This window comes from Flavicella marina (assembly GCF_009193215.1).
Lineage (GTDB): Bacteria > Bacteroidota > Bacteroidia > Flavobacteriales > Flavobacteriaceae > Flavicella > Flavicella marina.
On the sequence record NZ_VYVA01000004.1, the window covers coordinates 253,187 to 270,491 of the forward strand.

Below are 17,305 nucleotides of genomic sequence, written 5' to 3' on the forward strand. Positions count from 1 at the left end.
TTTATACCCTAATTCTACCCAATTATTTCAATAATTGTAGATTGATTTTAAAGTAACCTTGACAAACTAAAGCATTGTTTGTATTTTTACTACAAACCTATTTATCTATGAAAAATCTAATTGCCTCTGTTTTAATGTTAGGAACTCTTAGCATTTTTGCTCAAAACGACACCACTGCTACAACTATTGAAGTGCCAGACAATCAAAACAACACACAAAATGAGCAAGTTGAAGCACCGCCAAAACAGACTACCGCTAAAGATGAAAATGATAAAAAGGCGGCTGTTCCTTTTCTAAAAAAAATATATGTAGGTGGAACATTTGGTGCAACATTCGGAAATTATACATCCATAACCGTAGCTCCCACAATAGGCTATAGATTAAAACCTTCTTTATATACTGGGCTTAAGGTATACTATACTTATTCTACACAAAAAATTCAAGGTCAAAAATACGACTACCACAATTATGGGTTTGGTACATTTTTACGTTGGTTCGCATTTAGTGACTTGTATGTACATATTGCCCCAGAAATCTATAGTTACGAATATTTAAGTTTAGATAACAATGCCAATGTAACCTCTACTACCGAGTGGGTGCCTTATTTATGGGCAGGTGCCGGTATTAGAAAAAGAACAAGCAAACGTTCATGGGTATCTGTGCACGTGCTGTTCGATTTGTTAAACGATAAAAATTCTCCGTTTGAACAATGGGAACCAAATGTGGTAATTGGAGCTGGTACAAGCTTTGGTAGATAAACTTAGCGCATTAATCTAACTAGGTTAAATCGTCAAAATGATCCTTACAGCGTTGTTTTTCCAATTGCACAACTAACAAATGATTTAACTTTTGTAGTCGTTGCGTTGGCATCTCCCTCTTTTGGGTACCCGGCTTTTAATAACATTTCTTCTACTGAGACAATGGTGTTATCATTGCTATATTGAAAAGTAATGGTACTTTCTTCTATATTGATGTTAATATCTGAAACATCTGCATGCGCAATCTTTTTACGAATGGTATTGGCACACCCATTACATTTTAAGTTTTGAACTATAATTTTTGCTTTCATTTATTTAAGTGCTGAAGGGCAAACAAATGCCGTAGTTTTAATAGCTGTTTTTTGTATTGCTGCAAAGCCTCCTTTTACATCAATAAAGTTATGAATACCTCTTTGTTTCAATATTGAAGCCGCGATCATACTTCTATAACCACCTGCACAATGCAAATAAAAAGTTTCAACTTCTGGAAATTCTTTTAAAAATGAATTCAAATTACTCAAAGGTGTATTTTTAGCGTTTTCAATTCGCTCAGATGCAAATTCAGTTTCTTTACGTACATCAAATATTTTTGATTCCGAAGCTACTTCTGAAAATTTAACAGCATCTATACCTTCTACTTTTTCTACTTCTTTCGATGCATTTTCCCAAGCTTTCATTCCTCCTTTCAAAACACCCAAGGTATAATCAAAACCTACTCGTGATAAACGTGTAATAGCTTCTTCTTCTTTCCCTTCTGGAGCTACTAATAGTAGTGGTTGTTTTACATCACCAATTAAGGCACCAACCCAAGGTGCAAAACCACCATTTAATCCGATGAAAATAGAATTCGGTATATGGCTGTTTGCAAATTCATCTTGCGTTCTAACATCCAAAATCAAGGCATGACTATTTTCAGCAATCTCCTGAAACTCATCAGGTGTCAATTCATGTGTCCCTTTTTCAATAACTTCAGAAATATCTGCATACCCTTCTTTATTCATTTGAACATTCAATGGAAAATAAACTGGAGGAGCCTGTAACCCAGTAGTCACTTCTTTTACGAACTCTTCTTTTGTCATATCCGACCTCAAGGCATAGTTAGTTGCTTTTTGATCACCGAGTAAACCAACAGTTTCTTTACTCATATTTTTTCCACAAGCAGACCCTGCACCATGACCCGGATACACCAAGACAGAATCTGGCAAGGTCATAATTTTATTTCTCAAACTATCGTATAATGTTTCAGCTAACAATTCTTTTGTCATACCCGAGGATTTTTGAGCTAAGTCTGGCCTTCCTACATCACCCAAAAACAGCGTATCTCCAGTAAAAATCGCATGTTCTTTTTTAGCTTCATCGAAAAGTAAGAAAGTACTACTTTCCATTGTATGTCCTGGAGTGTGTAAAACCTTTATGACAATATTACCCAATGTAAATTCTTGACCATCTCTTGCAATTACTGCATCGAAATTAGTTTCGGCATTTGGTCCATAAATAATTCTAGCTCCAGTTTTATTTGCCAAAGTAACGTGCCCACTAACGAAATCAGCATGAAAATGAGTCTCGAAAATATATTTAATTTTCGCACCATGAGTCGTTGCCTTATCCATATATGGATGTACTTCTCGTAGTGGGTCAATAATTGCCACCTCTCCATTACTCTCGATATAATATGCTCCTTGTGCAAGGCACCCCGTATAAATCTGTTCAATTTTCATTTGTGTCATTTTTTATACTACAAAGTTACAATTCAAAATTCTTGTAACTTGTAACCTTTGTTACACTTGTTGTTTTAAAACAAAAAATCCCAGTTAAATTAATAACTGGGATTATTACATTAAATGTTTCTATTTTTCTATGCATCAAAGGAACCTAACAACCTTTGAAGCAATCATCAAAGAAACAGAAACAATTTAAAAACTAACCAACCTAACTTTATTTCTTATGATACTTCAAAGATACTCCTAACCTCTCTTCACAAATGCGCAAACTAAGTGAAACGTCTTTTTTGATAGGTGAAACGACTTATGAGATAATTGAAACAAATTATAAGAAAAAACAAGCTCTTTCTACCTAACTTTTAGGCATAAAAAAAATCCTGGAACCTAACAACCAGGATTTTTTTACTTTAAAATTCTTTCTGAAAATTCTATGAAAAACAAGAACCTAACAACTTCTTTTTCAATTCTCAAACAATCAGTGAACCTTAAATACTAAACCAATCTAAATATGAAAATTATTATTTTTCTATACCCCAAAGATATTTCTAACTTCTCTTCACAAATCTATAAACTAAGTGAAACGTCTTTTTTGATAGGTGAAACGACTTATGAGATAATTGAAACAAATTATAAGAAAAAACAAGCTCTTTCTACTTCACTTTTAGGCATAAAAAAAATCCTGGAACCTAACAACCAGGATTTTTTCACTTTAAAATTCTTTCTGAAAACTCTATGAAAAACAAGAACCTAACAACTTCTTTTTCAATCCTCAAACAATCAGTGAATCTTAAATACTAAACCAATCTAAATATGAAAATTATTATTTTTCTATACCCCAAAGATACTCCTAACCTCTCTTCACAAATGCGCAAACTAAGTGAAACGTCTTTTTTGATGCGTGAAACGACATTTTTAACATCCGAAGCGATTGAAACAAAAAATCTCTAAAAAAGAGAAAAGACCTAACAAAAATTTGCTCGGCCTTTTCGGTCTCAGGGTAGTTTAGATTGTTGTAATAGTACGATCTAACAGCATAATAAAACACCTTCTCTAAACCATACTAATCCTGAAAAAAATCAACTAATATTAACTTACAAAAATGACCTCAACTAAAAATCAGATTTGTATTTTAAAGATACAATAGTCTGTAACTGATCTTTCGGATTCTAATATGAAGTGGATAAAAAACCTGATGAAACACCCTTTTGGCAAGGCAAAAAAAATCCACTCAATGAAGTGGATTTTTTTTAATTTGTTTCTTCGTAACGTTTCATTACACTGTCGATACTTTTAATAGACTTCTTGAGCCAATTCAAGTAGATTTCTTCACTTTCTTTTTCAGACAATTCCCAATCTACGCCACTTTTTCTCATCCTAGTTGAAACATCTTGCAATACAATAGCAGCAGCGACTGATACATTCAAACTCTCGGTAAAACCATACATAGGTACTTTTAAATGACCGTCTGCTTGTTCCAACATCATTTTAGAAACACCTTCTTTTTCAACACCAAATACAAAAGCAGATTTTTTTGTAACATCAAAATCACCAACAAATCTAGAAGTTTCATGTGGTGTTGTAGCAATGATTTGATAGCCCTGTGCCCGAACAGCATCTATACAAGCTTGTGTATTGTGTTCTTGTTGGTTGTACCTATGAAATGTCAACCATTTTTGTGAACCTTTACCTACTTGATTCGAAACATAGGTTTTGTACTTATTTTCTATAATATGCATGTCTTGAATTCCGAAAACCTCGCAACTTCTAGTAATAGCACTTGTATTGTGTTTTTGGTACAAATCTTCCAAAATTACAGAAAAGTGACGCGTTCTATTTTTCAACACTTCCTGAAAAATTTCTTTGCGTTCTTCTGTAACTAAATCCTCTAAAAAAGCAGTTAATTTCTTAACATCCATTCGAACTTATTTTTTTATTATTTGAGCAATTGATTTGTATAAATGTCCTTTAGTCATAATCCCTCCTTTTTCAACCAAATCAAACAATTCTTCATTTCGTTCTTTGGTATAATTTTTATGCGCGTAGAAATACTCTAAACTTGTATCACCTGCATTTTTGCTCAACCATTCAATGCCTTCTTTTTTCAAAAAATTTATAGAAGAATTTGTTGTTTTCACCATAATACGTTCTATTAATGTAGACTGACATTTAAATAAATTGATACTCGTTTGCGAATAATGCTCAATAAATTCTGTTTTGGTCAACACATCATCCCAAACAACATCGCTAAATATATTCAATTCTTCTTCAGCAACTTCTGGCTTTTCTATTTTAATGGTATCCCATTCTTTTACGTCAATTTTTTGAGACGCTAAAAACCTTGCAAACTCCTCATGTAGTTCTTCAAATTGTTCTTTGGTTAGTTGTCTATATTTCATCATTCTTATTTATTAACGTCTTATTTCAGTTGTTTTAAAATTGTTTTTACTCCATAAGCGGGACTTGTGTAAATTTCTTTACTATACCCCTTAGCTTTTTCTATAGCACCCTCCATTGATGCTTGTGCTAAAAACACTACGTCCACGGCATCTTGTTTTTCCAATAAACATTTTGCTATTTCCGATTCATATCGTTCAAAATCATTCTGCAGGTAATAGGTCCAAGCAGAAGAACAATCTATAGGGATAATCTCTATTGATTTACCCTGAGATTTAGCTGCTTCAGATAGTAAAACCGTACTTGCTAATTTGGTTGAATTCGCTGTGAATGCCAATCCGATTTTTTTATAATTCTCCGATAAATAATTTGCAATGGGTCTATCGATTCGATGTACATTTTGTGTTGCGTCACAGGCAGTTCCTAAAGTTGAACATGTGCAAATAACCAACATTGGATCTGTTTTTTCAATCTTATTAATTTGATCTACAAATTTTATTTGATTGACTTCACCCATTTCTATCGCTTCAGCAAGTAAGGACTCATTTACAAAATGCTGTATCTCAATATCAGAATTGAATTCTCTAACTAGGTTTTCGAATTTCGGAATGTGAATTTTAGAAGTATGTAGAAATGCTATCATAACTATGTCAATATAAATAAAAAATCCACTAGCTCAATGAGTAGTGGATTTTTATATGATGTAATGTAAAATTACTCAGCGATGATATCGAAAGTAAACTCAGCAATAACAGTTCTGTGCAATCTTGCAACAGCATTGTATTTACCAGTTCTTTTGATCAATCCACCAGTTACTTTGATGAATTTTTTATCGATCTCAACACCTGCTTTAGAAATTGCCTCAGCAACATCTATATTAGAAACAGAACCAAATAATTTAGTTCCCTCACCAACTTTAGCAGCAATTTTAATTTCTAATCCTTTGATAGCTTCTGCTACTTTCGCAGCTTCTTCTACAACTTTAGCCTCTTTAAAAGCACGTTGCTTTAAGTTTTCAGCTAATACTTTTTTAGCAGATCCTGTTGCTAAAACTGCATGTCCTTGAGGAATCAAAAAGTTTCTTCCGTATCCGTTTTTCACAGTTACGATATCATCTTTAAATCCTAAGTTTTCTACGTCTTGTTTTAATATAACTTCCATGTCGTATCTACTATATTATTTTAATAAATCTCCAACATAAGGCATTAAAGCCAAGTGACGAGCTCTTTTGATAGCTACAGAAACTTTACGTTGGTACTTTAAAGATGTTCCAGTCAAACGACGAGGTAAAATTTTACCTTGCTCATTTACTAAATACATTAAATAATCTGCATCTTTATAGTCAATGTACTTAATTCCATTTTTCTTAAATCTACAGTATTTAGATTCTTTTTTAGTATCGATATCTAATGGAGTAAGGTATCTTACATCACCTTGTTTACCTCCTTTTGCTTGTTGATCAATTGACGCCATAATTCTTATTTTTTAGCAGATTTAACACGTTCTCTTCTTTTCTCAGCCCAAGCAGCAGCGTGTTTGTCTAACTTTACAGTTAAGTAACGCATAACGCTATCATCTCTTCTGAATTCTAATTCAAAAGCAGCTAAGTTAGCTCCTTCTAAGTTAAACTCAAATAAGTGATAAAACCCACTTTTTTTCTTTTGAATTGGGTAAGCTAATTTCTTAAGCCCCCAGTCTTCTTTGTGAATCATCTTGGCACCTTTAGAAACAAGATAGTCCTCAAACTTCTGTACTGTTTCCTTTACCTGAACATCAGATAAAACGGGATTCAAAATGAAAACAGTTTCGTAATGATTCATAATTAATTAATTTAATATTATTTTTAAGGCTGCAAATATAGTGAAGTTTCTTTAGTTAACAATACCCAAATACAAGTTTTTATTTCCCAATTCACCAAAGGACAAATCTCATAGAAATCAGTGCGTTACCCAAAAGGTCGGGCTTTCACTACTCGCTTTTTATAACATGGTCACTTCGACAGGCTCAGAGAACAGATTATAAAAGAGCTCAAACACAACGTTCAATCCCTAACGCAAAAAGAACTCCCTATAAAACCAATGGACACTGAGCTTGCCGAAGTGACCATGCTATAAATCACCAATGATTCCTTATTTTTGACAAAAATTAAATTCCATCACATGCAAGCGATATTAGACCGTTTTATAAAATACATAAAAATAGATACGCAATCAGATCCTAACAATCCTGAATTCCCGAGTACTAAAAAACAATGGAATTTAGCAAAATTATTAGTTGAAGAATTGAATTCTATTGGCATGACTGATGTTACACTTGACAAAAACTGTTACATCATGGCTACACTGCCTAGCAATATCGAACACACGGTACCAACCATCGGTTTCGTGGCGCATATAGATACGAGCCCTGATTTTTCAAGCACAAACATCAATCCTCAAATCCATGAAAATTACGACGGAAAAGACATTGTACTCAACAAAGAACAAAACATTATTCTTTCTCCTGATTATTTTGAAGATCTGTTATTGTACAAAGGTCAAACACTGATCACGACAGATGGTACTACTCTACTGGGTGCCGACGACAAAGCAGGAGTCACGGAAATTGTTTCTGCGATGGAATACCTTATCAAACATCCAGAGATCAAGCATGGAAACATAAGAATTTGTTTCACTCCAGATGAAGAAGTCGGAAAAGGCGCTCATTTATTTGATGTAGAAAAGTTCGGAGCAGATTGGGCATACACCATGGATGGTAGTGAAATCGGAGAATTAGAATATGAAAATTTTAACGCAGCGAGCGCCAAAATAACAATACACGGTAAAATTGTACATCCAGGATATGCCAAAGATAAAATGGTAAATGCAATTACACTCGGCAACGAATTCGCATCAAGACTTCCACAAAACGAAGTACCTGAAAAAACGACTGGTTACGAAGGATTTTTCCATCTTCATACATTCAATGGCTCTATAGAAAAAACAGTTTTAGAATATATTATTCGAGATCATGACAACGATTTGTTCGAAAACAGAAAAGCATTGATACGTAATATTGCAAAAGAAATGAATACAGAAAACGATTCAGCAACTATCGATATTGAAGTAAAGGATCAGTATTTCAATATGAAAGAAAAAATAGAACCCGTAATGCATATAGTCACTATTGCAAAAAACGCCATGGAACAAGCAGGCATTAAACCAATTATAAAAGCCATTCGAGGCGGAACAGATGGTTCACAGTTGTCTTATAAGGGATTGCCTTGCCCTAACATTTTTGCAGGTGGACATAATTTTCATGGCAAATATGAATATGTACCTGTAGAATCTATGCTCAAAGCAACCGAAGTAATTGTAAATATTGCACAAATAGTAGCTCAGCGATAAATTTAACACATCAATCTGCGAATACAAATTAAGACTCAAAAAATCACTTGTTTAAATTTCAACATTCTGTGTTATTTTGATAAAATCAGCTAAAAACACGTTATATTTTAAAGAATAGTTGAATCTTTGCATAAGAATTACAATTATATAAAAATGGAAAATCAACACCTTTTATCTTTAGTCGAAAAATATGGAGCACCTCTTTATATTTACGATGCAAACAAAATTGAATCACAGTATAACCGCATGATGAATGCATTTTCTGGGGTAAAAAATGTAAAGATAAATTATGCGATAAAATCAAATACAAATATCAATGTATTAAAAATATTAAATCGTTTGAACTCAGGTACAGACTGCGTTTCTATTCAAGAAGTAAAATTATGTATCCATGCAGGTTTTGATGTCAAAAATATTTCTTACACGCCTAACGGAGTTTCGTATGAAGAAATCGTAGAAGCAAAAAATTTGGGTGTAAAAATTACTTTGGACAACTTATACAGCTTAGAAAAATTTGGTAAAGATTTTCCAAACTATCCTGTTGCAATTAGAATGAACCCACATGTGATGGCAGGTGGAAATGCGAAAATTTCTGTAGGTCATATCGATTCTAAATTCGGAATCTCGGTATCTCAAATAGATACTATTTTAGAAGTAGTTTCTAGAACCGGAATGACAATCAACGGAGTGCATATGCATACTGGATCTGATATTTCAAATTTAGAAGCTTTTGTAGAAGCAACAGAAGTTTTATTAGGAATCGCCAAAAGATTTGATACCATTGAGTTTGTAGATCTAGGTAGTGGATTCAAAGTACCATACAAACCAGGTGACAACGAAACAGATTTAGAGCAATTGGGTGTATTACTAGGTACTAGTTTTAATGCATTCTGCGAAGCATATGGAAAAGAATTGACTTTGATTTTTGAACCTGGTAAATTCTTAGTGAGTGAGGCTGGTAAATTCTTGGCTACAGTAAACGTAATCAAAGAAACACCAAACATTACTTTTGCAGGTATTGACAGTGGATTAAACCATTTGATTCGCCCGATGATGTATGATGCATACCAACATATTACAAATATTTCTAACCCTGAAGGTGAAGAAGAAGAGTACTCTGTTGTAGGTTACATCTGTGAAACTGACACCTTTGGTGCAAAAAGAAACTTAGGCAAAGTTACAGAAGGTGATGTTTTGTGTATTCACAATGCTGGAGCTTATTGTTTTTCTATGGCTTCAAATTACAACTCTCGTTTTAGACCTGCTGAAGTAATGGTTTACAACGGACAAGATTATTTGATACGTCAAAGAGAAACGATGGAAGACATCCTTAAAAATCAAATAGAAGTTGCTTTTTAATAGCCGATTCTATATAAAAAACACAAGCGACTAAAATCGAATTTTTAGTCGCTTTTTTTATTTATACACTTGTTTTTACTAGAATTTCAAACGCAAACTTTCCATTTGTATTTTATTCTTTAGAAAAGGATATAATTATGTACATATTTTTCAAGTATAAAAGTGCATTTTTAATAGATTTATTTATATTTGCATCATGATTTTTTCAAAAGAAAACATACTTACTACAAACACTCCTAATACGTTAGGAAATATTTCTACATTTTCTACTAGAAATACGATTACCCTTTGGGGTTAATTCATCATTACATATCAATAAATCCTGCGTCTATATCGTTAGACTCACGTGTTAGCACAGGTGAAATACTTAATGAAACTATTCATCGTATTTCTTTCAAAATCAATGCAAATTCAAATACTCTTTCTATTTTTGAGGGAGTTAAAAAAAATAAAAAATGAAAGTTTTAAAATTCGGAGGAACTTCGGTAGCAAATGCAGAAAACATATCAAAAGTAATCAACATCCTTAAAGATAGTGCTCAAAAAGATAAACTAGTTGTAGTTGTTTCAGCACTAGGAGGAACTACAGATACTTTGTTAGAAGCAGGAGATTTTGCTCAGAACGGAAACAACGCTTACAAAGTTAGTTTCGAAACGATCGAAAAAAGACATATTGAGGCAGTTCGTGAATTGATTCCTATTGACAAACAATCTGGTGTCTTAGGAGGATTGAAAAAAATCTTAAACGAATTAGAAAGTACCTTAGAAGGCGTTTCATTATTAAAAGAGCTATCAAATAGAACACACGACAAGTTGGTTAGCTTCGGAGAACGTTTATCTTCTTATATAGTTATAAATGCACTTCAAGTAGAGGTTGAAAATGCCGAACTAAAAGACAGTAGAGAGTTAATCATTACAAACGACGATTTTACTCAAGCTATCGTAGACATTGATACAACAAATAAAAACATAGAAGTTTTCTTTAACAAAAACAATGCTCAAATTGTTGTTATGCCAGGTTTTGTTGCTGCAAATAAAGCAGGAGACACAACTACGCTAGGTCGTGGAGGATCAGATTACACTGCTGCCATTGTTGCATCTGCTTTGAATGCATCTATTTTAGAAATTTGGACGGACGTGAGCGGAATGTTCACTGCGAATCCTAAAATTGTAAAAGGAGCTTTCCCCATAGAAAATATTTCATACCAAGAAGCAATGGAATTGTCTCATTTCGGAGCCAAGGTTTTGTACCCACCAACAGTACAACCAGTTTTAAAGAAAGAAATTCCTATGGTAATCAAAAATACTTTTGATGCGACAGCTCCTGGAACTTATATCTCTAAAAACAACAATGTTAGTAAAACTTTGATCAAAGGAATCAGCCATATCAATGAAGTAAGTTTGATTACTCTTGAAGGAAATGGAATGATTGGTATTCCTGGTTTTTCAAAACGTTTATTTGAAACACTATCTCAAGAAAAAATTAATGTTACGTTAATTACGCAAGCTTCATCTGAACATTCGATTTGTATCGGAATCAATGATGCAGATGCTGAAAAAGCGAAATTAGTGATTGACGAAGCTTTTGCATACGAAATCGCGTTGGGTAAAGTAGAGCCTTTATTGGTTGAAAGCGGATTGGCAATTATTGCTTTGGTTGGTGACAATATGAAAAACCATCAAGGTATTAGTGGACGTATGTTTAGCACACTAGGAAAAAACAATGTAAACATCAGAGCAATTGCTCAAGGTGCGTCTGAAAAAAATATTTCAACGGTAATTTCAAGTAAAAACATCCAAAAAGCATTGAATTCTTTACACAATGAATTTTTTGAAAACCAAATAAAACATTTAAACTTATATGTTGTAGGTGTAGGTAATGTTGGTGGTAAGTTAATTGAACAAATTGCTGCTCAAGAATCATACTTGTTAGAGAAATTACAATTAAAAATAAATGTAATTGCCCTTTCTAACTCAAAGAAAATGTTATTCAAGCAAGAAGGTATTGATCTTTCTGATTGGAAAAACGATTTGTTAGAAAATGGAGTTTCGTTAGACATGGAGCAATTCAAAGCGAACGTGGTAGAATTCAACTTAGCCAATAGTATTTTTGTTGACAACACAGCAAACTACGACATTGCTCAATTATATGCAGGGTACCTAAAAGAAAGTATCGCAATTGTTACTTGTAATAAAATTGCTGCTTCTTCTGATTACGAAATTTACTCAGAATTAAAATCTTTATCTCGCGAATACAACGCTCCTTACCTATTCGAAACAAATGTAGGTGCTGGATTACCGATCATTAACACATTGAACAACTTGGTTCAATCAGGTGATGTCATTAAAAAAATCCAAGCGGTAGCCTCTGGTTCCCTTAATTTTATTTTCAACTCTTTTGTGGGTGATGCTGACTTTGCAAAAATTGTTGATGAAGCTGGAGAACTTGGATTTACCGAACCAGATCCAAGAATTGATTTAAGTGGTGTTGATGTAGCTCGTAAGATTTTAATTTTAGCTCGTGAGAGTGGTACGAAAATGAATCTAGAAGATATCGAAAACATATCTTTCTTGCCTAAATCTAGTCTTGAAGCAGATTCTATTGCCGACTTTAAAAAGACATTGATTGCAGAAAAAGCGCACTTCGAAGCAATCAAAGAAAAGGCTGCAGCAAATAATGCAGAATTAAAATATGTAGCTGAATTTGTAGATGGAAAAGCAAATGTTTCTTTACAAGAAGTAGACAACAAACATCCTTTCTCTAACTTACAAGGTAGCGACAATATCGTGTTGTTCTTTACTGAAAGATACCCAGAATTCCCTCTTATAGTAAAAGGTGCTGGTGCAGGAGCCGACGTTACTGCATCGGGAATATTTGCAGATATCATTAGAATTGGAAGAGGATAAAAAAGAAATTCTTTTGAACCCTGAGCATGTCGAAGGGTACAACAAGAATATAAAGTTGATTAATTATGGAAGAAATTAAATTATTCTGTACAGCAACGATTGCAAACGTTTCTTGTGGTTTTGATGTATTAGGACTTGCATTAGACAATGTTGGTGATGAAATGATCATCAGAAAAGTAGCAAAAAAAGGAGTTACGATTACAAAAATTGTCGGTCAAGACTTGCCGCTTGAAACACATAAAAATGTTGCTGGAGTAGCCGCCTTATCGATGCTTTCTAAAGTAGATACAGAATTTGGTTTTGAAATTGAAATCTATAAAAACATCAAACCAGGAAGTGGTATCGGATCAAGTGCTGCAAGTAGTTCTGGAGCTGTATTTGGTATCAACGAACTATTAGGTCGTCCTTTTTCAAATCACGATTTAATAGAGTTCGCCATGCAAGGTGAGCGCCTAGCGAGTGGTGTTGCGCATGCCGACAATGTTGCCCCTGCCCTTTTAGGTGGCTTTACTTTGGTTAAAACTACTGAACCCTTAGAAGTTTTAAAAATTCATACTCCTAGCGAATTGTATGCAACGGTAATTCATCCTCAAATAGAAGTGAAAACATCTGACGCAAGAGAAATATTAAGAGGATCTGTTCCTTTAAAAACTGCCATCAAACAATGGGGTAATGTAGGTGCTTTAATTAGCGGCTTATATACAGAAGACTACGAATTAATCGGTAGATCTTTGGAAGACCACATCGTAGAACCGATTCGCTCTATTTTGATTCCGGCTTTCGATGCTGTAAAACAAGATAGCATCAAAGCAGGTGCTTTAGGTGCAGGTATTTCTGGTTCAGGACCTTCTATTTACGCACTTAGCAAAGGAGAAGAAACAGCCAAAAAAGTAGCTGATGCAATGAAAAAAGTGTACGAAAATGTGGGTATCGATTATGATGTACATATTTCAAAAATCAACACAGAAGGAATAAAAGTTATTCAATAGAATTCGAAAAACTAAGCATCCAAATAATTACAAACAATCGCTCCTAATAAATTGAGGAGAAAGAAATATACATACTATGAACTATTTTAGTTTGAACAAAAAAGCCGCTAATACAACATTTGAAAACGCTGTCGTTAAAGGACTCGCTCCTGACAAAGGGCTTTATTTTCCAGAAAGCATCACTCCGCTATCAAAAGAGTTTATTGATAATATTGAAAACTACAGCAACAACGAAATTGCCTTCGAAGCAATCAAACAATTCGTTGGTGATGAAATTCCTGAAAAAGAATTAAAAAGAATTATTGAAGAAACATTATGTTTCGACTTTCCAGTAGTTCCTGTTGATGAAAACATCTCTTCTTTAGAGCTATATCATGGCCCTACAATGGCATTTAAAGATGTTGGTGCACGTTTTATGGCTCGTTGTTTAGGCTATTTCAATAGTCAATCTAAAACGCCTGAAGATGTAACCGTTTTGGTAGCTACTTCTGGTGACACAGGTGGTGCCGTTGCAAGCGGATTTTTAGGTGTTGATGGAGTTGATGTTGTTATTTTATATCCAAGTGGAAAAGTCTCTGATATTCAAGAAAAACAACTGACTACGCTCGGACAAAACATCAAAGCTTTAGAAGTAAACGGAACTTTTGACGATTGTCAAGCAATGGTTAAAAAAGCATTTTTAGATAGTGATCTTACGGATTACATGAAACTTACCTCTGCAAATTCAATAAACATTGCACGTTGGTTACCGCAAATGTTTTACTTTTTCTTCGCTTACAAGCAATTAAAAGACAAATCGAAAAAATTAGTATTCTCTGTACCTAGTGGAAATTTTGGTAACATTTGTGCAGGAATGATGGCTCAAAAATTAGGATTACCGATAGAACATTTCATCACCGGAACGAATGTAAACAAAGTTGTACCTGATTATTTGGCAACTGGTACATACGAACCAAAACCATCTATTCAAACAATTTCTAATGCCATGGATGTCGGGGCACCGAGTAACTTTATCAGAATAGAAGAAATTCATAACAATAATCTTGAAGCATTAAGAGCAAATCTATCGGGTTATAGTTATACAGACGAAGAAACAACTGCTGCAATGGGTCATTTATTGAAAAGTTGTAATTATGTAGCTGAGCCTCATGGTGCTATTGGATATTTAGCTTTAAAAAATTATTTAAAAACGAATACCGATACCCAAGGGATTTTCTTAGAAACTGCACATCCTGTAAAATTCTTAGATGTCTTATATCCGGGTGTTGCTGAAAATATAGAAATTCCTACTCAAATTCAAGCTGTGATAAATCTTGAAAAAGAGGCTACTGAAATTTCTGAATACGAAGAACTAAAATCTTTCTTAAAAGCCTAGTTTACAAATCAAACATTAAGTCAAATAATATTTCATACGAATTTTTGTTTGGCTATTTTGTAATTTACTTTGATATTAAAAAACATGAAAAACATTCAACTACACAATGTTCACGAAGCTCTAGGAGCAAAAATACTTCCTTTTGCTGGGTACAACATGCCTATTCAATATGAAGGTGTAACTATTGAACACGCAACTGTAAGAAACGGTGTGGGTGTATTTGACGTTTCTCATATGGGAGAATTTTTGGTAGACGGACCTGCTGCTCTCAGTTTGATTCAGAAAATAACATCAAACGATGCTTCAAAATTACAAATTGGCGATGCACAATACAGCTGTCTACCAAATGATATTGGTGGGATTGTAGATGATTTATTGGTTTACAAGATAAAAGAAGAAACCTACTTATTGGTTGTCAATGCCTCAAACATTGACAAAGACTGGGATTGGATCAACAAACACAATACAGAAGGAGCTACATTAAGAAATCTTTCTGACGATTATTCTTTACTCGCCATCCAAGGTCCTAAATCTGTAGAAGCAATGCAAAGTTTGACTTCAGTAGATTTGAAGAGTATTCCTTTTTATAAATTTAAAGTCGGTGACTTTGCAGGAATCGAGCATGTGATTATTTCAGCTACCGGATATACAGGTTCTGGTGGATTTGAAATTTATTGTAAAAATTCAGAGGTTGAACAGATTTGGAACAAAGTTTTTGAAGCTGGAGCCGAGTTCAACATCAAACCTATTGGTTTAGCCGCAAGAGATACATTGCGTCTAGAAATGGGCTATTGTTTGTATGGTAACGATATCAACGATAACACATCTCCTATTGAAGCAGGATTAGGATGGATTACTAAGTTTAACAACTCATTCATTAATTCAGAGAATTTAAAAATTCAAAAAGCAAATGGTGTTTCTAAAAAACTAGTTGGTTTTGAATTAGTAGACAAAGGAGTTCCTAGAAAAGATTATGAAATCGTTGATCAAGAAGGAAACCCAATCGGAATTGTGACTTCTGGAACCATGGGGCCATCCGTAAAAAAAGGTATTGGTATGGGTTATGTTTCGACTGAATTTTCTACCGTGGATAGTGAAATTTATATTCAAGTACGTAAAAAACAACTGAAAGCTACGATTGTTAAATTGCCTTTCTACAAAGGATAAAACTTTTTTTATGGAAGAAAAACCAAGATTAGCGCGTCTGACTTCCATAATTACGCAATTACAATCTCGTAAAATTACTACTGCCACAAGTTTGGCTCAAAAGTACCAGGTAAGTGTTCGAACCATTTATAGAGATATTAGAACACTTGAAAAATCTGGGATTCCTATTTTCACAGAAGAAGGTAAAGGATACGCTTTGATGGAAGGTTACAAACTTCCTCCAGTCATGTTTTCTGAAGAAGAAGCCAATGCACTAATTACTGCAGAACAACTGATTCTAAAAAACAAAGATGCCTCCTTATCGAAGCATTACAGTGAAGCCATTTTAAAAATAAAATCCACACTTAGAACTAGCCAAAAAGAGAAGTCAGAATTACTTTCAAATAGAGTGTATTTTAATGCCAACGAGCAACACAGAAAAACGAGTAACTATCTTATGTTACTTCAAACTGCAATCACAAATTTTGAACTTCTTGATATTGCCTACACTTCTCTAAAAGGAATTTCTTCTAACAGAAAAATAGAACCTTTTGCCTTATATAGCACTCAAGAAAACTGGCTCCTTATTGCTTTTTGCAGATTGCGGAATGAATTTAGAATGTTTCGTATCGACTGTATTCAAAAAATTTCACAGACTCAGGAATATTTTGAATCACACAACATGACTTTAGAAGAATTCTATAAAAATCATTATTCATAAACTACCCCTGACACACCTCTGTCATTACACTCCTTTATTTTTGAATTCAAATATAAAAATCTAACAAATGAATTCACTCACGAAAGAAACACTTACGATTGTAGGTATCAGCACAAGAACATCTAACGCCCCAGGAAATGCAGAAAATGACATACCAAAGTTATGGCATGAGTTTATGGAAAATCAATCTATTAAATCGATTCCAAACAAAACAAACGATACGATGTATGCTTTGTATACAGATTATGAATCTGATCACACAGGTGCATACACCGTTTTGTTGGGTTATGAAGTAGATAGCTTAGATCAAATACCTGAAGCCTATACAGTCAAGATTGTTCCTAAAACAAAGTATCAAAAATTCACGGCGAAAGGTGATCTAACCAAAGACGCGGTAATCAATGCCTGGAAAGAGATTTGGAGTAAGGACTTGAAAAGAACTTATACCACAGATATTGAAGTATACGGTGAAAAGGCGATGAACCCAAAAAATGGAGAAGCCGACATTTATATTGCAGTCGAATAATATTTAAATCTGCGTAGTCTCGAA

Annotated in this window: 17 protein-coding genes; 9 read left to right on the forward strand and 8 right to left on the reverse strand. The window is 33.8% G+C overall.

The annotated features are described in order from the left end of the window. Positions 1–107: 107 nt before the first annotated feature. Entirely contained in the window at positions 108–758 is a 651-nt protein-coding gene (locus tag F6P99_RS10205) for a hypothetical protein (RefSeq protein WP_152287377.1), read from the forward strand. Positions 759–802: 44 nt separating this feature from the next. Here F6P99_RS10205 and F6P99_RS10210 read toward each other — a convergent pair whose 3' ends face one another. The 8 genes from F6P99_RS10210 to rpsF form a co-directional block, all read right to left on the reverse strand. Continuing rightward, a complete protein-coding gene (locus F6P99_RS10210; protein WP_152287378.1) occupies positions 803–1,069 on the reverse strand; it encodes a heavy-metal-associated domain-containing protein in 267 nt (88 codons plus the stop codon). After that, on the reverse strand, positions 1,070–2,476 hold the full coding sequence (locus tag F6P99_RS10215) for an MBL fold metallo-hydrolase (RefSeq protein ID WP_152287379.1): 1,407 nt from the start codon (positions 2,474–2,476) through the stop codon (positions 1,070–1,072). A gap of 1,250 nt (positions 2,477–3,726) precedes the next feature. Further along, entirely contained in the window at positions 3,727–4,395 is a 669-nt protein-coding gene (locus F6P99_RS10220; protein ID WP_152287380.1) for a TrmH family RNA methyltransferase, read from the reverse strand. Positions 4,396–4,401: 6 nt separating this feature from the next. Further along, on the reverse strand, positions 4,402–4,878 hold the full coding sequence (locus F6P99_RS10225) for a DUF6495 family protein (protein WP_317162582.1): 477 nt from the start codon (positions 4,876–4,878) through the stop codon (positions 4,402–4,404). Positions 4,879–4,895: 17 nt separating this feature from the next. Then, complete coding sequence (locus F6P99_RS10230) at positions 4,896–5,516, reverse strand: hypothetical protein (protein WP_152287381.1); 621 nt, start codon at positions 5,514–5,516, stop codon at positions 4,896–4,898. Positions 5,517–5,587: 71 nt separating this feature from the next. Beyond that, positions 5,588–6,034: a 50S ribosomal protein L9 gene (rplI, locus tag F6P99_RS10235; RefSeq protein WP_152287382.1), complete on the reverse strand. Its 447-nt coding sequence runs from the start codon at positions 6,032–6,034 to the stop codon at positions 5,588–5,590. 15 nt (positions 6,035–6,049) lie between these two features. Further along, positions 6,050–6,346 (reverse strand): 30S ribosomal protein S18, encoded by a 297-nt coding sequence (gene rpsR / locus F6P99_RS10240; RefSeq protein ID WP_152287383.1) that lies wholly within the window; start codon positions 6,344–6,346, stop codon positions 6,050–6,052. 5 nt (positions 6,347–6,351) lie between these two features. Further along, positions 6,352–6,693: a 30S ribosomal protein S6 gene (rpsF, locus tag F6P99_RS10245; protein ID WP_152287384.1), complete on the reverse strand. Its 342-nt coding sequence runs from the start codon at positions 6,691–6,693 to the stop codon at positions 6,352–6,354. Between the two features lie 339 nt (positions 6,694–7,032). Here rpsF and pepT point away from each other — a divergent pair, with 339 nt between their 5' ends. From pepT to F6P99_RS10285, 8 genes are all read left to right on the forward strand, one after another. Next, the gene (gene pepT, locus F6P99_RS10250; RefSeq protein ID WP_152287385.1) at positions 7,033–8,259 is read left to right on the forward strand and encodes a peptidase T; all 1,227 of its coding nucleotides are present in this window, start codon (positions 7,033–7,035) and stop codon (positions 8,257–8,259) included. 153 nt (positions 8,260–8,412) lie between these two features. Further along, positions 8,413–9,618 carry a diaminopimelate decarboxylase gene (lysA, locus tag F6P99_RS10255; RefSeq protein ID WP_152287386.1) on the forward strand — a complete coding sequence of 402 codons (1,206 nt, stop codon included), beginning with the start codon at positions 8,413–8,415 and terminating at the stop codon, positions 9,616–9,618. A 455-nt stretch (positions 9,619–10,073) separates the two neighbouring features. Further along, entirely contained in the window at positions 10,074–12,524 is a 2,451-nt protein-coding gene (gene thrA / locus F6P99_RS10260) for a bifunctional aspartate kinase/homoserine dehydrogenase I (RefSeq protein ID WP_152287387.1), read from the forward strand. 65 nt (positions 12,525–12,589) lie between these two features. Next, positions 12,590–13,513 carry a homoserine kinase gene (locus F6P99_RS10265; protein ID WP_152287388.1) on the forward strand — a complete coding sequence of 308 codons (924 nt, stop codon included), beginning with the start codon at positions 12,590–12,592 and terminating at the stop codon, positions 13,511–13,513. Positions 13,514–13,589: 76 nt separating this feature from the next. Beyond that, positions 13,590–14,888: a threonine synthase gene (thrC, locus tag F6P99_RS10270; RefSeq protein ID WP_152287389.1), complete on the forward strand. Its 1,299-nt coding sequence runs from the start codon at positions 13,590–13,592 to the stop codon at positions 14,886–14,888. An 84-nt stretch (positions 14,889–14,972) separates the two neighbouring features. Beyond that, the gene (gene gcvT, locus F6P99_RS10275) at positions 14,973–16,055 is read left to right on the forward strand and encodes a glycine cleavage system aminomethyltransferase GcvT (protein ID WP_152287390.1); all 1,083 of its coding nucleotides are present in this window, start codon (positions 14,973–14,975) and stop codon (positions 16,053–16,055) included. A 10-nt stretch (positions 16,056–16,065) separates the two neighbouring features. Beyond that, positions 16,066–16,755 (forward strand): helix-turn-helix transcriptional regulator, encoded by a 690-nt coding sequence (locus F6P99_RS10280; protein WP_152287391.1) that lies wholly within the window; start codon positions 16,066–16,068, stop codon positions 16,753–16,755. 67 nt (positions 16,756–16,822) lie between these two features. After that, positions 16,823–17,281: a GyrI-like domain-containing protein gene (locus tag F6P99_RS10285; RefSeq protein ID WP_152287392.1), complete on the forward strand. Its 459-nt coding sequence runs from the start codon at positions 16,823–16,825 to the stop codon at positions 17,279–17,281. The last annotated feature ends 24 nt before the right edge of the window (positions 17,282–17,305 follow it).

Bases quoted from the DNA above. Each gene is read 5' to 3' on its own strand.
- F6P99_RS10205 (WP_152287377.1), top strand. From the start codon at position 108: ATGAAAAATCTAATTGCCTCTGTTTTAATGTTAGGAACTCTTAGCATT.
- F6P99_RS10210 (WP_152287378.1), bottom strand. From the start codon at position 1,069: ATGAAAGCAAAAATTATAGTTCAAAACTTAAAATGTAATGGGTGTGCC.
- F6P99_RS10215 (WP_152287379.1), bottom strand. From the start codon at position 2,476: ATGAAAATTGAACAGATTTATACGGGGTGCCTTGCACAAGGAGCATAT.
- F6P99_RS10220 (WP_152287380.1), bottom strand. From the start codon at position 4,395: ATGGATGTTAAGAAATTAACTGCTTTTTTAGAGGATTTAGTTACAGAA.
- F6P99_RS10225 (WP_317162582.1), bottom strand. From the start codon at position 4,878: ATGATGAAATATAGACAACTAACCAAAGAACAATTTGAAGAACTACAT.
- F6P99_RS10230 (WP_152287381.1), bottom strand. From the start codon at position 5,516: ATGATAGCATTTCTACATACTTCTAAAATTCACATTCCGAAATTCGAA.
- rplI (WP_152287382.1), bottom strand. From the start codon at position 6,034: ATGGAAGTTATATTAAAACAAGACGTAGAAAACTTAGGATTTAAAGAT.
- rpsR (WP_152287383.1), bottom strand. From the start codon at position 6,346: ATGGCGTCAATTGATCAACAAGCAAAAGGAGGTAAACAAGGTGATGTA.
- rpsF (WP_152287384.1), bottom strand. From the start codon at position 6,693: ATGAATCATTACGAAACTGTTTTCATTTTGAATCCCGTTTTATCTGAT.
- pepT (WP_152287385.1), top strand. From the start codon at position 7,033: ATGCAAGCGATATTAGACCGTTTTATAAAATACATAAAAATAGATACG.
- lysA (WP_152287386.1), top strand. From the start codon at position 8,413: ATGGAAAATCAACACCTTTTATCTTTAGTCGAAAAATATGGAGCACCT.
- thrA (WP_152287387.1), top strand. From the start codon at position 10,074: ATGAAAGTTTTAAAATTCGGAGGAACTTCGGTAGCAAATGCAGAAAAC.
- F6P99_RS10265 (WP_152287388.1), top strand. From the start codon at position 12,590: ATGGAAGAAATTAAATTATTCTGTACAGCAACGATTGCAAACGTTTCT.
- thrC (WP_152287389.1), top strand. From the start codon at position 13,590: ATGAACTATTTTAGTTTGAACAAAAAAGCCGCTAATACAACATTTGAA.
- gcvT (WP_152287390.1), top strand. From the start codon at position 14,973: ATGAAAAACATTCAACTACACAATGTTCACGAAGCTCTAGGAGCAAAA.
- F6P99_RS10280 (WP_152287391.1), top strand. From the start codon at position 16,066: ATGGAAGAAAAACCAAGATTAGCGCGTCTGACTTCCATAATTACGCAA.
- F6P99_RS10285 (WP_152287392.1), top strand. From the start codon at position 16,823: ATGAATTCACTCACGAAAGAAACACTTACGATTGTAGGTATCAGCACA.